Annotated in this window: 13 protein-coding genes; 9 read left to right on the top strand and 4 right to left on the bottom strand. The window is 72.0% G+C overall.

Annotated features, from left to right (window positions below; translation table 11 throughout):
- The first annotated feature begins 4 nt into the window (after positions 1-4).
- The 7 genes from NYZ98_RS00580 (at position 5) to NYZ98_RS00550 (ending at position 7,554) form a co-directional block, all read left to right on the top strand.
- On the top strand, positions 5-1,351 hold the full coding sequence (locus NYZ98_RS00580) for a DUF1996 domain-containing protein (protein ID WP_262840393.1): 1,347 nt from the start codon (positions 5-7) through the stop codon (positions 1,349-1,351).
- Between the two features lie 740 nt (positions 1,352-2,091).
- On the top strand, positions 2,092-3,666 hold the full coding sequence (locus tag NYZ98_RS00575; protein ID WP_262840392.1) for a pyridoxal phosphate-dependent decarboxylase family protein: 1,575 nt from the start codon (positions 2,092-2,094) through the stop codon (positions 3,664-3,666).
- Positions 3,663-5,204 carry a phenylacetate--CoA ligase family protein gene (locus NYZ98_RS00570; protein WP_262840391.1) on the top strand — a complete coding sequence of 514 codons (1,542 nt, stop codon included), beginning with the start codon at positions 3,663-3,665 and terminating at the stop codon, positions 5,202-5,204. Before NYZ98_RS00575 ends, NYZ98_RS00570 begins: the two co-directional genes overlap by 4 nt.
- A 40-nt stretch (positions 5,205-5,244) precedes the next feature.
- On the top strand, positions 5,245-5,697 hold the full coding sequence (locus NYZ98_RS00565; protein WP_262840390.1) for a hypothetical protein: 453 nt from the start codon (positions 5,245-5,247) through the stop codon (positions 5,695-5,697).
- Between the two features lie 29 nt (positions 5,698-5,726).
- Positions 5,727-6,509: a hypothetical protein gene (locus tag NYZ98_RS00560; RefSeq protein WP_262840389.1), complete on the top strand. Its 783-nt coding sequence runs from the start codon at positions 5,727-5,729 to the stop codon at positions 6,507-6,509.
- A gap of 41 nt (positions 6,510-6,550) precedes the next feature.
- Positions 6,551-7,009, top strand: coding sequence for a hypothetical protein (locus NYZ98_RS00555; protein WP_262840388.1), 459 nt, complete (start codon positions 6,551-6,553; stop codon positions 7,007-7,009).
- Entirely contained in the window at positions 7,006-7,554 is a 549-nt protein-coding gene (locus NYZ98_RS00550) for a hypothetical protein (RefSeq protein WP_262840387.1), read from the top strand. Before NYZ98_RS00555 ends, NYZ98_RS00550 begins: the two co-directional genes overlap by 4 nt.
- Positions 7,555-7,672: 118 nt before the next feature.
- On the opposite strand, the gene NYZ98_RS00545 is transcribed toward NYZ98_RS00550, so the two are convergent.
- Positions 7,673-8,356 carry a hypothetical protein gene (locus tag NYZ98_RS00545; protein ID WP_262840386.1) on the bottom strand — a complete coding sequence of 228 codons (684 nt, stop codon included), beginning with the start codon at positions 8,354-8,356 and terminating at the stop codon, positions 7,673-7,675.
- A gap of 327 nt (positions 8,357-8,683) precedes the next feature.
- On the opposite strand from NYZ98_RS00545, the gene NYZ98_RS00540 reads away from it, so the two are divergent.
- On the top strand, positions 8,684-9,883 hold the full coding sequence (locus NYZ98_RS00540; RefSeq protein ID WP_262840385.1) for a sensor histidine kinase: 1,200 nt from the start codon (positions 8,684-8,686) through the stop codon (positions 9,881-9,883).
- Positions 9,880-10,572, top strand: a complete 693-nt coding sequence (locus NYZ98_RS00535) for a response regulator (protein WP_262840384.1) — start codon at positions 9,880-9,882, stop codon at positions 10,570-10,572. The genes NYZ98_RS00540 and NYZ98_RS00535 overlap by 4 nt, the downstream gene beginning before the upstream one ends.
- 111 nt (positions 10,573-10,683) lie before the next feature.
- On the opposite strand, the gene NYZ98_RS00530 is transcribed toward NYZ98_RS00535, so the two are convergent.
- From NYZ98_RS00530 to accA, 3 genes are all read right to left on the bottom strand, one after another.
- Positions 10,684-12,042, bottom strand: a complete 1,359-nt coding sequence (locus NYZ98_RS00530; protein WP_262840383.1) for an acetyl-CoA carboxylase biotin carboxylase subunit — start codon at positions 12,040-12,042, stop codon at positions 10,684-10,686.
- Between the two features lie 32 nt (positions 12,043-12,074).
- Positions 12,075-12,554, bottom strand: coding sequence for an acetyl-CoA carboxylase biotin carboxyl carrier protein (locus NYZ98_RS00525; RefSeq protein ID WP_262840382.1), 480 nt, complete (start codon positions 12,552-12,554; stop codon positions 12,075-12,077).
- 61 nt (positions 12,555-12,615) lie between these two features.
- A complete protein-coding gene (gene accA, locus NYZ98_RS00520) occupies positions 12,616-14,286 on the bottom strand; it encodes an acetyl-CoA carboxylase carboxyl transferase subunit alpha (RefSeq protein WP_262840379.1) in 1,671 nt (556 codons plus the stop codon).
- Positions 14,287-14,756: the final 470 nt, after the last annotated feature.

The following is a 14,756-nucleotide window of genomic DNA, read 5'->3' as shown; positions in this document are numbered from 1 at the left end:
CCCCGTGCGAAGACCACAGTTCCTGCTGCGCGCCCTGCTGGCCGCCGCCCTCGCCGCGACCGCGCTCACCCACTCCGCCGCCCAGGCCGCCGCCACCGTCGTCCAAGCCGAGTCCTTCGCCGCCCAGTCCGGCGTGCAGCTGGAGGCGACCGCCGACACCGGCGGTGGCCAGAACGCCGCCTACCTCGCCTCCGGCGACTGGATGCGCTTCGACGGCGTCGACCTCGGCACCGCGGCGCTGACGGTCGCGGTGCGCGTCGCCTCCGCGGCCGGCTCGGGCACGGTGGAGCTGCGCACCGGTTCCCTCACCGGGCCGCTGCTGGCCGGCCTGCCGGTCACCGCGACCGGCGGCTGGCAGAGCTGGGTCACCACCACCGCGAGCGCCGCCACCCACCCCGCCGGCCCCCAGACGGTGTTCGCGATCATGCGGTCGGCCGCCGGCGGCGACTTCGCGAACATCAACTGGTTCTCCTTCGAGGCCACCGCCTCCTCCGGCGGCGGGTGGACCGACGTCGACCCGGCCGCCTGGAACGCCCAGCTGGCCGCGTTCCGGGCGATGACCCCCGCGCCGGTGCCCGCGGGCGCGGTGCGCGTGCCGGAGTTCAACGCCACCTGCGCCTACAGCCACTCCCGGCCCGACGACCCGATCGTGTTCCCCGGGCTCCCCGGCGCCTCCCACATGCACAGCTTCCTCGGCAACCGGAGCACCGACGCCCTGACCACCACCCAGTCCCTGCTCGGCACCACCGCGACGAGCTGCGCGCCGGCCCCGGCGGACCTGTCGGCGTACTGGATCCCGACCCTGTACGAGCACGACCGGCCCGTCGAACCCAAGGGCGTGATCGTCTACTACGGCTCCCGTCTCACCGACGCCTCGGCGACGGTGCCGTTCCCGCTGGGCTTCCGCATGATCGCCGGGGACGCCCGGTCGCAGGTGCCCACCCCGCGCGGCTCGGTCAACCAGTTCTACTGCGCCGGGCCCGGCGGCGAGACCGGGCGCAGCGCCGACGGCAACTGGCCGGTGTGCGCGCCGACCGCCACCCTGATGTTCCAGCTGGTCTTCCCCGACTGCTGGGACGGCCGGCACCTGGACAGCCCCGACCACAAGTCGCACCTGGCCTACACCTACACCGGGACCTGCGGCGGCGCCTACCCGGTGGCCATCCCGTCGGTGTCGTTCGTCATCGCCTACCCCTCGGCGGGCACCGCCGACGGGTTCCGCCTGGCGTCGGGGATGGCCTCCTCGATGCACGGCGACTTCTTCAACGCCTGGGACAACGGCGCGCTCGGCCACCGGGTCAAGGACTGCGTCGTGCAGAGCGCCAAGTGCAACACCGCCGGGACCTTCTGACGGCGGGCCACCCGGCCGGTCCCTGCCCGCGCGGGCAGGGACCGGCCCCTTTTATGGCCTGATCGAGGGCTTTCGCCACCTTTATTGGAATACAACCGCATGCAATAAGAATGTCCGGGCGATAAAGGGCGCCCACCGCACGGCCGCGACCACGAATAACCACCCCGCCCGAATGTCACGAGGGAAACTCACGAGCCCCCCGGCCCCGACCCGATCACCACACGCAAGTAACTTTGGCCGGAATCTGCCACTCCACCTGCATCCGAGGTCTTGCGCCCCTCCTGTCAACAATGATTAGGTCGCTTACATGACGGGCGTGCCAACGTATACGGCGGGTGAAATACAGATCGAATTAATCGTGATTCGTCCCCGACGGGCCACCGCCTTGCCCTCCTTACCGGCGACCGCACCGCCGGACTGACCCGCACCGCCCGAACTGCGCGTGACCAGGGGCGCGGCGGCCACCACCGCCACCTTCCCCGCGACCGGACCACATCCCCCCTCCACCCACCCCCGAAGTTGAACCGTTCCAACCCGCCGGGACGGCCCGGCGACGGCAGCACCGCCGTCCCGCCCCCGCCGCCCGGAGAACCCTTTATCGCACGCCCTCGCACCGCAGTTCACGCATTTAATCGCGAGAACCCTCATGTGACCGCCCGGACCCGGCACCACCACGCCCGAATTCACCCCCCGCCGGTCACCTGACCATTCTCGACGCCGGATCAGTTGGAGTCTCCTCCGTGACGAGTTCGCTTTCCGATGTCCAGAGTTCCTTTCCCGAACCGACCACCGGCCAAGGCCCCCGGTCACCCGCACCGGGCCTCACCGCGGCCTTCGACCCCGAACGTTTCCACGACGGCGCCGCCGCCATCGTCACCCGCCTGACCCGATACCTGGGCGACCACTCGGTCCGGGGACTCGACCTGCTCGACCCCGCCGTGCTGCTGAAGGCCGCACGCGACCTGATGACCCACGAGACCGCGCACATCGCCGACTTCGACGCCGACCGGGTCAACCAGATCGTCGACCTGTACACCGGGACCGGCATCCCGGTGTACTCCCCTGGGTACATGGGACGCCAGTTCTCCGGCGTGGTCCCCCTGGCCAGCCTCATCGACCTGGTCGGCTCGGTGGTCAACCAGCCCTCCTCCTTCTACGAGGCCGGCCAGCTCCCCAGCGTCGCCGAACGCCTCATGGCCGAACACCTCAACCACTTCATCGGCTGGGAACCCGGCCGGTACGCCATGGTCACCACCTCCGGCGGCTCCCTGGCCAACATGACCGCCCTGCTGGCCGCCCGCGACCGCGCCTTCCCCCAGATCTGGACCCGCGGCGCCGGCGGCACCCCCGGCCCCCCCGCCATCGCGGTCAGCGAACAGACCCACTACAGCGTCACCCGGGCCGCCGGGGTCCTCGGCATCGGCGAACGGCAGATCATCCGCCTCCCCGCCGACAGTGCCGGGCGCATCCGCCCCGACCTGGCCGGCCCCGCGCTGGACGAGGCCCACCGGCGCGGCCTGCGCCCCTTCTGCCTGGTCGCCTCCGCCGGCACCACCGCCATGGGCGCCTTCGACCCCCTGGAGGAACTCGCCGCCGTCGCCCGCCGCTACGGGCTGTGGCTGCACGTCGACGGCGCCCACGGGGCCAGCCTGCTGCTGTCGGACCACCACCGACACAAACTGCGCGGCATCGACCAGGCCGACTCGCTCACCTGGGACGCCCACAAGATGCTGTTCATGCCGGCCCCCTGCACCCTGCTGTTCTACCGCGACGCCGCGACCGCGCGCGGCGCGTTCCGCCAGCGCGCCAGCTACGTCTTCGACGAGGAACCCGACCCCTACAGCGCCTACGACAGCGCCGACAAGAACTTCGAATGCACCAAACGCCCGATGATCATGCCGTTGTGGGCGGTCTGGTCGGTGTACGGGCCGGCGCTGTTCGCCCAGAAGATCGACCGGCTGTGCGAGGTCACCCGGCAGGCCGCCGACATGATCGCCGCCGAACCCGACTTCGCCGTCGCCCACCGGCCGGAATCCAACATCCTGTGCTTCCGGTACCGGCCACCGGGCCTTCAGGACGCCACCGCCCACCGGCTGCAACTGGAGATCCGCAACCGCATCCGGGGCGGCGGCCGCTTCTTCATCTCCAAGGTCGACATCGACGCGGTGGCGGCGCTGCGCGTGGTGGTCATGAACCACCTCATCGACGCCGGCCACCTGGCCATGCTCATCGCCGAGATCAGGGACATCGGGCAACAGGTGCTGCGCGCGAGCGCCGCCACCGGAAACGACCAGCGGAACGGGAGCCACACATGACCATGACGGACCTGGGCGTCGCCTCCTCGGCGGAGCTCGCGGCACGGCTGATCCCCGACCAGGAGCTACGGCCCCGCTCGGTGGAGGAGGTCACCCGCCTGCCGTCCTTCGCGGGGAAACTGGAGGAATGCGGGCGCCTCACCGGCGTCCCCTACTGCGAGTCCCCCCTGGAACTACAGGACGCCCTGGTGCTGCGCCGCCTCCAGCAGCTCGTCGGCGTCGCCCTGCTCAACCCGCTGTGGCGCGAACGGCTGCACTACTTCGGGATCCGCGACGCCCCCGCCGACATGTCCGAATGGGAACGCGTCCCCCTGTCGGACAAGACCGTGCAATGGGACATGTTCATGGGCGCCCGCGCCGGCATGGTCGTCCCGCTGGACCGCGGCGGATTCGAGGTGGTGGCCAGCGGCGGCACCGGCGACGGCATGCCCCTGGAGATCGTGTACTCCCTGCGGGAACTCCGCGACACCTACCGCATCGCCGGGGCGTTCATGGGCGCCTACCAGCTCGGCCGCTACCTGCGCGGCCCCGCCCCCCGCTGGCTCGCCACCACCCTGGCCGACTACCAGATGTGGAGCAGCGGCACCATGGTCGGCGGCGTGCTGTCCAGCGTCCCCGGCGTCAACTACATCGGCGCGGGCCCGGTCAGCGCCCCGGTCCTGGAGCACATGTTCTCCTACCCCGGCCACAAGGCGCTCATGGGCATCACCGCCGGCATCGCCCTGCTCCCCGAACTCGGCGCCGGGCTGTCCCCGCAGGCCAGGGCCAGCTTCCGCGTCGCCATGTACGGCAGCGGCTCACTCCCGCAGCGCAAACGCGACGAACTCCAGGCGTTCTTCCCCAACGTGTCCATCCTCAGCTACTTCGCCGCCACCCAGGCCGAATGCGTCGGCCTCCAGCTCGACCACACCGACCCCGCCCTGTCGGCCGTCCCCGGACTGCACCTGGTGGAGATCGTGGACGAAAACGGCCGCGCCGTCGCCGAAGGCGAGGAAGGCGAACTGGTCGTCACCCGCCTGCACGCCGACGAGACACCCCTGCTGCGGCTCAAACTCGGCGACCGGATGATCCGCCGCCCCGCCCTGTCCGGACCCGGGCTGCGCACCGGGCGATTCGAGTTCGCCGGGCGCACCGCCGACGTGCTCCACCTCAACGACAGCCAGTACTCCGCCACGCTGGCTTACGCCGCCCTGCGCGGGCGGCTGCGCTCCACCACCGGCCTGGACCTGGACCTGGTCGCCCACGAGGTCCAGTTCCACAACCACCGCGACGACCGCGCCCTCACCCTGCTGGTGGCCGTGGACGACCCCGAGGCCACCACCGCCGCCATCGACCAGGGCCTCGGCCCCAGCGGGACCCGCCACCTGTTCACCACCGCGCTGCCGGCCTCGCTGTCGCTGTTCAACGACCGCGAGGCCACCGCCGCCGCCATCGAACACACCGGATACACCTTCGGGCTGGTGTTCGTGCCCCGCTCCTCACCGCAGATCGAACGCACCGCCGTCGGCAAGACGCCGCTGGTCAGGGACCGGGGCTGAGCGTGGCCCGCGTCCCCCACACCCACCCAAGGGAGCAACGATGAAAGACAGGATCAGCATCGTGGTGATGGTCGACGCCGTCGGGGCGCTGTCGGACCGCACCTTGCACAACGGCAACCTGTCGCTGGTCGACGACAGCTCGGGCAGCAAACACCAAGGCACCCCCGACCTGATCACCACCGTCATCCCCGGACAGGTCGTCCAATGGACGCCCATCCACATCGACGTGCAGACCCCCGTCGAGATCTACTCCATCGAATTCCTGCCCGGCGCCCCCGCCGCACCACCCGCCGGACCCTCCCCCGCCGCGCCGCCCCCGGTCGACGCCATGGGCTCCAACGGCACCGAGAACCACGACCTGCTGGTCTGGGAAGGCGTCGTGCCCTACGACATGACACCCGGCGTCCCCTACCGGTACCGGCTCTCCCTCAAGCTCCACGAGGGACCCAACAGCGTGCTGCACGTCGACTCGCCCGCGCTGATGCGCGTGTGAGCCCCCTCCTTTAACCGAAAGGCGGTTTCATGGCCCAGCAACACGGCATCATCGTGCTGTTCGACGTCGAGAACGCGCTCCGCACGCGATCCCTCGCCGGCAACACCTACTGGTTCGACAACATGAAGTTGTTCGGCTCCACCGGCGAAGGCACCGAGCACCTGGTCACCATCGTCCCCGGCACCCACTTCATGGACGGATCCCAGGCCACCGAACAGGTCCTGAACTGGCTGCCCGCCGCCCTCGGGGCCATCCCCCCGACGGTGCCGCGCAACTACCTGGCCGAACAGGAACGCGCCGACGACCGGCGCACCCTGGACCAGCTCGCCTCCCTCAACGCCGACGGCGGCGTCAGCGACACCGACCTCAAACGACTGCAGAAGCGCGTCGGCAAACGCGCACGCAAGCCGGCCGGCGGACGCGGCCTCACCGCCGCCAAACTGCTCGACGTCACCGGCAAGACCACCAGCAGCGCCGGCGCCTACAACTACCCCGCCCCGGTCATCACCGACATCACCGGCCCCGCCGTCACCGAGAAGATCATGTACCCGGCCCAGTACGGATCCCCCGACATGATCTACGACGGCTGGTACTGGGCCGCGACCGTCGACACCAGCCGCCCCGGCGAATACCCGTACACCATGCACGTCCAGCTCCACGAACTCATCGAACAGAACGACGAAATGATCTGGGAGTCGGTGGACCTCACCTGCGAATCCACCCTCAAGATCACCACCGATCCGAAGCGCAACGGATTCACCGGCGCCGGGCTCGGCCTGCTGCCCCTGCCCGCCGTCCCGGCCACGGGCTGACCCCCTCCCCCGACCGGAGCACCCACCAGCGAAGGAACCGCATGCCACCCAAGACCAAACAACCCGAACGACGGCCCTCCCGGCCCGTGACGATCACCGCCGTGATCGACCCCGTCGCCGCCCTGGCCTCGGAGAACCTCGACGACAGCCTCTACCTGTACGACACCAACAAAGCCGCGGGCTCCACCGGGTTCGGCACCCCCGAACTGCACAGCCGCGTCACCAAAGGCGACACCCTGCTGTGGAACGTGATCCCGCTGGAATGCGAGACCTACGCCGCCATCACCGACATCGAGATCGACCCCCGCGTCGCCGAACCCACCCGCAAGGTCTACCCCGGCACCGACATCGTGTTCTGGACCGCCGAGGTCAAACAAGACCTCACCGAACCCCTGCGGTACCGCATCTCGTTCCTGCTCGGCACCGTCACCACCCCGTTCACCCCCACCGCACGGCCGGCCCTGGCCGGACCCGCCGACCAGGCAAGGGAAGGCCGATGACCCAGGCATACGCGGCCGCGGAATTCGCCGATCGCGGCCAGCTCAACTCCGTCCAGCTCAACGTGGTCACCCTCGTCGACATGGAACGCGCCGCCGCCACCAAATCCCTGGACGGCTGCCTCTACATGATGGACAACAGCGTCGGCGGCGTCGGACAGGGCACCGACCACCTGGAGACCATCTGCAAGCAAGGCCAGGTGATCAACTGGATCATCCGCCCCATCGACATGCACCGCGGCGCCGACGGCACCTGGCCACCCATGCCGAAGATCAACAACCTGGTGTTCCTCGACATCGAGAAAGGCGACGAGGACGACGTCGCCGAACGCCGGATCATGACCGAACTCAAGGTCTACGGCGCCCCCGACCGCATGCGCGACCAGTACACCGCCGTCTACTACTACTGGGCCGGGGCGGTGATGAGCGAGGCCAAGCCCGGGCTCTACCGCTACCGGTTCGTCCTGGAACTGGAGAAGGAACACGGCACCGACAAGCTGTACCTGAACTCCGCCCGCTACCCCGCCCTGCGCGTCCTGCCCGTCTGACCCTCCCCACCACCACGGCACCGAGAGAAACGGAGGTCATGGCCGCCACCCCGGCGGCCATGACCTCCGCCCGCGCCCGGCCCCCCTCAGCACGGCCGTCCGTACCGCGCCGCCCGCCTCACCCCCTCGGGCCGTACAGCGTGGCGACCACGTGCACGCCGGCCAGCACCACACACCACACCCACGCGCGCCGGCTCGGCGCCGGCCCACCCCGAAGCAGCGACACCCCCAAAGGGATCAACGCCACGCACAACCCGCCCGCCGCCACCAACGACTGCGGCTCGGTCCCTTTCAGCGTCCCGAGCGCCAGCGCCGACATCGACCCCAGCGCCACCGACCGGCCCAACCCCAAAGCCCCCGAACGATAGGCCCCGACCGCCAGCACCACCCAGCCGAAGAACGCCGGCCCCGACAACGCCCTGAACGGATGCCAGCGCGTATCCCGCCACGCCACGTAATACCCGTCGATCCCCTCGACCATCGTCCGCAGCCCGAGACCGTCGGTCAGGTGGAAGGCCAGATGATCGGTGCCGAACTGGAAGGTCCGGGTGAACAACCCCACCATCACCAGACCCCCGCCCCACAGCCCCCACATCGGGCTGGTCACCGCGATCCGCTGCGCCAGCGTCATCACCCCCGGCCACAACAGGACGATCCCGCACGCGAAACACGCGTACGCGGCGGTGACCAGATCCGGGTACCGGACGTAGGCCGCCAGCTGATCGGGGAAGAAGTAGTGGAACCGCGACCGCAGCACGATCCCCGCCATGACCAGCACCGGGCCGCCGATCAGCGAGATCACGCTCAGCCACCGCCCCGGAAACCCCGGCCCCACCCCCAGATTCGCCGCCGCGTTGGCCGCGCGCCGCTCCGCGCCCGCCCGCCGCCACCGCGACAACCCCCCGCGCGACCCGCCATCCATATGACCCGCCCCTTCCCGCCGGCACCGGCGCGCCCCGGCACGATCCGCCGGGCGCCCCGAAATCGTGACGGGCACCACCCCCCGGCCGCGTCCGGCCCCGGTCGCATCTTCATCGGCGCGCACCACCCGGCCCGCGACCCCGGACCCACCCCGATGTCCGACCCTGGTCAGATGCCGGGCGAACCGGCCAAGCGATACCTTCACCCCATGAAGCACGCGCGGCGGCCGGCCGGAGAACACGCCGCCGACGCGGCGGCGGCGCTCACACTGGCCCTGGTCATCGGCTACGCCATCGTCGACCCGCCCGGCCCCTCGTCCTCGTGGCCCGCCTGGTCGGCGTGGCCGGTGGCCGCGGCCCTGAGCCTCCCCATCGCCGCCCGCCGCCACCGCCCCCGCGCCGCGCTCACCCTCGCGTGCGCCACCGGCGTCCTGGCCACCGTCGCCGGCGCCGCCGCCGCGGGCGCGATCTGGCTGACCTTCCTGCCCACCGTCCTGGTCCTCTACCAGGTCGCCGCCACCACCACGCCCCGCTGGTCGGCCACCACCCTCGCCGCCTGCGCGACCGCCGCCGCCACCGCCATCCTGATCTTCTACGCGCGGGTGCTCCCCGGCCTCACCCCCGCCACCCGGCGCACCGAGATGCCACCCCACTGGCCCATAGAGATCGGCGCGACCTGCGTCCTGCTGACCGCCGCCTGGGCCACCGGGACCGCCGTCCGCTACAAACGCGACACCACCGCCCGCCTGGCCGCCCACCTCGCCGCCGCCGCCGTGACCGACGAACGCCGGCGCATCGCCAGGGAACTGCACGACGTCATCGGCCACAGCATGAGCCTGATCGCCGTCAAGGCCACCGTCGCCAACCACGTCGCCGACGCCCGCCCCGAGGAGGTACGCGCCGCCCTGGCCGTCATCGAGGACACCAGCCGCACCACCCTCACCGAGATCCACCGCGTCCTGCGCCTCCTGCGATCCGACGGCGACCCCTGCCACGACCCCCTGCCCGTCCCCGGCATGGCCGACCTGCCCGCACTCGCCGACCACGCCCGCTCGGCCGGCGTCCGCGTGACCCTGACCGTCCGGCAGCGGACCCCGCCGCCCCCCGCCGTCGCCGCCTCGGTCTACCGCATCGTCCAACAGGCCCTCACCAACGTCATCACCCACGCCGGGCCCACCGACTGCACGGTCACCGTGGACATCGACCGCCACCAGGCCGCCATCGAGATCCTCGACGACGGCCCCCGCCACGGCCCGCCCCAAAGAACCGGGCCCGGCGGCCACGGCCTCATCGGCATGCGCGAACGCGCCAAAATGTACGGAGGCACCTTCACCGCCGGCCCCCGGCCCCACGCGGGCTTCCGCGTGTCCGCCCACCTCCCCTACGACCCGGACGGCACCCCGGCATGACCACCGGCCCCGCCACGCCCCCGCCCATCCGCGTCGTCCTCGCCGAAGACCAGGCGCTCATCCGCGACAGCCTCAAAGTCCTCATCGACGCCACACCCGGGCTCACCACCGTCGGCGAGGCGGGCACCGGCGCCGAAGCCGTGACCCTGACCGGCCGGTGGCGGCCCGACGTCGTCCTCATGGACGTCCGCATGCCCGTCATGGACGGCATCGAGGCCACCCGGCGCATCTGCGCCGCCCCGGGCAACGCCGGCGTCCGCGTCCTGATCCTCACCACCTTCGACCTGGACGAATACGTGCACGCCTCCCTGCGGGCGGGCGCCAGCGGGTTCGTGCTCAAAAGCGCCACCGCGCCCGAACTCCTGGCCGCCATCCGGGTCGTCGCCTCCGGCGAGGCGCTCCTGGCGCCCACCGCCACCCGCCGGCTCATCGCCCGGTTCCTGCGAACCCCGGCCCCCGCCGCGGCCACCCGCGACCTCGGCGACATCACCCGGCGCGAACGCGAGGTCCTCACCCTGGTCGGCACCGGGCTGTCCAACACCGAGATCGCCGGGCACCTGCACCTCAGCGTCGGCACGGTGAAGACCCACATCGGCCGCCTGCTGGCCAAGCTGGGCGCCCGCGACCGGGCCCAGCTCGTCATCGCCGCCTACGAGAGCGGCCTCGTGACCCTCCCCGAGGCCCGATAGCCACCCGGCCCTCCACGGGTCGGCTTCCCTGTAGGTGGAGGTTGGTTTCCGCGGTCGTAAATGATCTTGAAGTCGAGCGCCGCCCTTTACTAAGTAGATCAATTGAGCCGGTCAGCTCAGCGGGGTGGACATCATCTGGTCGACCAGTGACGTGGTGTGCTTGGCGTACCGGAACAGCGGATGCGCCAGCACCTCCCGCAGGAACGCCAGGTCCGTGCACACCCCCGCTCCCCTGATGGTGAACTCCTCCAGCGCCCGGTGCGCACGCGCCAGCGCCTGCGCACGGTCCGGCGCCCACACCGACACCTTCGCGATCAGCGGGTCGTAGTCGGCCGTGATCCGCGTGTCCCCCGCCACGTGGGTGTCGACCCGGGTGAACGGCCCCCCGGGCGGGACGAACTCCTCGATCACCCCCGGCGTGGGCAGGAACCCCCGCGCCGGGTCCTCGGCGTTCACCCGGCACTCGATGGACACCCCCGAGCACACGATGTCGCGCTGCCCGTACCCCAGGGGCTGCCCGGCGGCGACGCGCAGCTGCTCGCGCACCAGGTCGATCCCGGTCACCATCTCGGTGATCGGGTGCTCCACCTGCAACCGGCAGTTCACCTCGATGAAGTGGCACGCCCCGCGCTCGTCCAGCACGTACTCGAAGGTGCCCGCCCCGACGTACCCGGCCATCCGGGCCGCGCGCACGGTGAGCTCCCCCAGGTGCTCGATCGTCGCCGAGGGCAGGTTCGGCGGCGGGGTCTCCTCGATCAGCTTCTGCCTGCGGCGCTGGACCGAGCAGTCCCGGGCGCCCAGGTGCACGACGTTGCCGTGGGAGTCGGCCAGGATCTGCACCTCGACGTGCCGCGCCGCGTCCAGGTACTTCTCGACGTACACGCGGGGGTCGCCGAACAGGGCGACCGCCTCGCGGCGGGTGGCGTCGAACGCCCGGGTGAAGGCGCCGGGCTCGTGCACCACCGTCATCGCCCGCCCGCCGCCGCCGGCCGTGGCCTTGATCACCACCGGGTAGCCGACGGCGTCGGCCGTCCTGGCCGCCTCGGCGGCGCCGGAGGCCGGGCCCTGGCCGCCGGGCAGCACCGGCAGCCCGGCGCGCACGGCGAACTCCCGCGCCCTGGCCTTGTCCCCCAGGCGTGCGATCACCCCCGCCGGGGGTCCGATCAGGGTCAGGCCGTGGGCCTGGCAGATCTCGGCGAACTCCGGGCTCTCCGACAAGAACCCGTACCCCGGGTGGACGGCGTCGGCTCCCGCCTGCAGGGCGGCGGTGACGATCGCCGCCGGGTTGAGGTAGCTGCGCCGGGGCGCGGCCGGGCCGATCTGGATGGACTCGTCCGCCAGGCGCACCGCCGGGGAGTCGCGGTCGGCGGTGGAATGGGCGACCACGGTGCGGATCCCCATCTCGCGGCACGTCCGCAGCACCCGAAGGGCGATCTCGCCCCGGTTGGCGACCAGAACTGTGGTGAACATCGCGACCAGGCTCCAAGGTCTGAGGAAGGCGGTCAGTGGCCGTCGTGCGGGAGCAGGGCCAGCAGCGGCTCGTCGTACTGCACCGGGGTGCCGTCGGCGGCGACGATCCGGCTGACGCGGCCGCGGCGGTCGGCCTGGACGGCGTTCATGAGCTTCATCGCCTCGATGATCCCCACCTGCTGCCCGGCCTCGACCAGGTCGCCGATCTCGACGAACGGCGCGGCGCCCGGCTCCTGGGCGCGGTAGAAGGTGCCGACCATGGGCGCGGTGACCAGCAAGGTGGTGTCCGGTCCCGGGTCGGCGGCGGTGTCGTCCGCCCGCTCGGGTGTCGGGGGCGGGGCGGCGCCGGGCGGTCCGGGGGGCGACCATTCGACGCCGATGGCCACGGTGGCGGTCGAGACGGTGATCCGGCGCAGCGGCGCCGACCCGGCGTCGCCGAGCCGGGCGGCGTGGCGGACGACCCAGTCCAGCACCTGCTCACGCTCACCGGCGGGTTCGGGTTCGAGTGTCATGTGGTTCCTCCTTCAGGCGGCGGCGGGCCGGGCCGTGGGCGCGGCCCGGGAGGTCACGGCGTCAGGGGCGGACCCCGAAGCGGCGCAGACGCCGACGGCGGGCCGACAGCAGATCGGCGGGCGGGGTGCGGGCCAGCTCCCCGAAGGCCGCGGTGACGGCCTGGCCCACCAGGCGAATCGTGGCGGAGGGGTCGCGGTGGGCGCCGCCGTCGGGTTCGGGGATGACGGCGTCGACGACGCCCTGGCGCAGCAGCTCGCGGGCGCCCAGGCGCAGGGCGGCGGCGGCCGCGGGCGCGGCGGCGGGGTCGCGCCACAAGATGGCGGCGCACCCCTCGGGGCTGATCACCGAGTAGACGGCGTTGCCCAGGGCCAGGACGCGGTCGGCGACCCCCAGGGCCAGGGCGCCGCCGCTGCCGCCCTCCCCCGTCACCACCGCGACCACCGGCACGGGCAGGCCGCACATCAGGCGCAGGTTGGCGGCGATGGCGTGCGCCTGCCCGCCGGTCTCGGCCTCGACGCCGGCGTGCGCGCCGGGGGTGTCGATGAGCGTGAGGATCGGCAGGCCGAGCTTGGCGGCCAGGCGCATCAGGCGGGCGGACTTGCGGAACCCGGCCGGGGAGCCCATGCCGAAGTCGCGGGCGACGCGTTCGCGGGTGTCGTGGCCCTTCTGGTGGCCGATGAGCATGACCGGGACGCCGTCGAGGCGGCCGATGCCGCCGGCGATGGCCGGGCAGTCGCGCGACATCCGGTCCCCGGCCAGCTCGTGGAAGTCCTCCAGCAGGCAGCGGGCGTAGTCCAGGGTGGTGGGCCGGCCGGGGTCGCGGGCGAGCGCGACGGTCTCCCAGGCGTTGCGTTCGGGCAGGTCCTGGTGGTGGCGCACCAGCGGGGGCGCGGCGGCGGCCCAGGCGGCCGGCACCGGGCCTCCCTTCGCGGCCCAGGCGGCGGCCGACAGCAGGTGGGCCAGCAGGGGGCGCAGCTCGGCGCGGCGGCGCACCAGGTCGACCAGCCCGCCGCGCAGCAGGGTCTCGGCGGTCTGGAAGCCGTCCGGCAGGGTCTGGCCGATGGTGCCGGCGATGACCCGGGGCCCGGCGAACCCCATGTGCGCACCGGTCTCGGCGACGATGACGTCGGCCAGGGTGGCGTAGGAGGCGGCGACGCCGCCGTAGGTGGGGTCGGTGACCAGCGACAGGGTGAGCACGCCGGCGTCGTCGCAGTCGGCCAGGGCCTGGCTGGTCTTGGCCATCTGCATCAGGGCGAGGGCGCCCTCCTGCATGCGCGCGCCTCCCGAGGCGGTGACCAGGAGCAGGGGGGTGCCGGTGGCCAGGGCGTGCTCGGCGGCGGCGGTGACGCTCTCGCCGACGGCGCACCCGAGGCTGCCGCCCATGAACGCGAAGTCCATGACCGCGGCGACCACCGGGTGGCCGCCGATCGCGGCGGTGACGCAGACGACGGCGTCGGTCAGGCCGGTGGCCAGGCGGGCCTGGTCCAGCCGGGTCAGGTAGGGGCGGGTGTCGGTGAAGACCAGGGGGTCCAGCACGGTGGGCGTGGCGCCGAGCGGGGCCGCCGAACCGGGGTCGGTCAGGTGGTCCAGGCGCTCGGGCGCGCTCAGCCGGTCGTGGTGCCCGCAGCCGGCGCACACCCGCAGGTCCCTGCGGTAGTGCTCGCGGTACACCGGGCCCGCGCACCCGGGGCAGCGGGTCCACAGCGAGACGGGGGCGGCGGTCGCGGTCACGCGGCCGGGTCCGCGCTCGCGGCGGGGCGGGCGTGTGGTCGCATGGCGTTCCTCCCGTGGCGTGCGGCAGGCGTGGTGGCGCCCGGTCGGCGCGCGGCGGGCCTGCTCGCCGTAAACGCTTCCGTGGTCCGCTGGTCGGGCGATGGGAGGGCGCTGGTCGCGTCCTGGTCCGGGGGCGGGCTCCGCCGACCGAACAAAGAATTTCGTCCCGAAATACAATGCTATTTCGTATTAAGGCGGACAGGGCGTCGCCCGTCATTCCGCCGGAGGTCTCGTACCTCACTATTCGGAAATCCCTCGCTAGGTAAAGAATATAGTACTAGACCAGGACTTTTTCGGAGATTTTGTCCTGAGGAGCCATTTTTCCGGATGTTCCGATAAGCGGATTCATCTAAATTCGAGAGGTCCACCAGGCGTCGAGGTCACGCCGACGCCGAGCGCCGGTCAGCTTGGACGAGCGTTGCCGATCA

Origin of the sequence: Sphaerisporangium corydalis (genome assembly GCF_025506355.1) — a bacterium.
Taxonomy (GTDB): domain Bacteria; phylum Actinomycetota; class Actinomycetes; order Streptosporangiales; family Streptosporangiaceae; genus Sphaerisporangium; species Sphaerisporangium corydalis.
This window is presented reverse-complemented; position numbering and strand designations above follow the sequence as displayed.

Bases quoted from the DNA above. Each gene is read 5' to 3' on its own strand.
- NYZ98_RS00570 (WP_262840391.1), top strand. From the start codon at position 3,663: ATGACCATGACGGACCTGGGCGTCGCCTCCTCGGCGGAGCTCGCGGCA.
- NYZ98_RS00565 (WP_262840390.1), top strand. From the start codon at position 5,245: ATGAAAGACAGGATCAGCATCGTGGTGATGGTCGACGCCGTCGGGGCG.
- NYZ98_RS00560 (WP_262840389.1), top strand. From the start codon at position 5,727: ATGGCCCAGCAACACGGCATCATCGTGCTGTTCGACGTCGAGAACGCG.
- NYZ98_RS00555 (WP_262840388.1), top strand. From the start codon at position 6,551: ATGCCACCCAAGACCAAACAACCCGAACGACGGCCCTCCCGGCCCGTG.
- NYZ98_RS00550 (WP_262840387.1), top strand. From the start codon at position 7,006: ATGACCCAGGCATACGCGGCCGCGGAATTCGCCGATCGCGGCCAGCTC.
- NYZ98_RS00540 (WP_262840385.1), top strand. From the start codon at position 8,684: ATGAAGCACGCGCGGCGGCCGGCCGGAGAACACGCCGCCGACGCGGCG.
- NYZ98_RS00535 (WP_262840384.1), top strand. From the start codon at position 9,880: ATGACCACCGGCCCCGCCACGCCCCCGCCCATCCGCGTCGTCCTCGCC.
- NYZ98_RS00530 (WP_262840383.1), bottom strand. From the start codon at position 12,042: ATGTTCACCACAGTTCTGGTCGCCAACCGGGGCGAGATCGCCCTTCGG.
- NYZ98_RS00525 (WP_262840382.1), bottom strand. From the start codon at position 12,554: ATGACACTCGAACCCGAACCCGCCGGTGAGCGTGAGCAGGTGCTGGAC.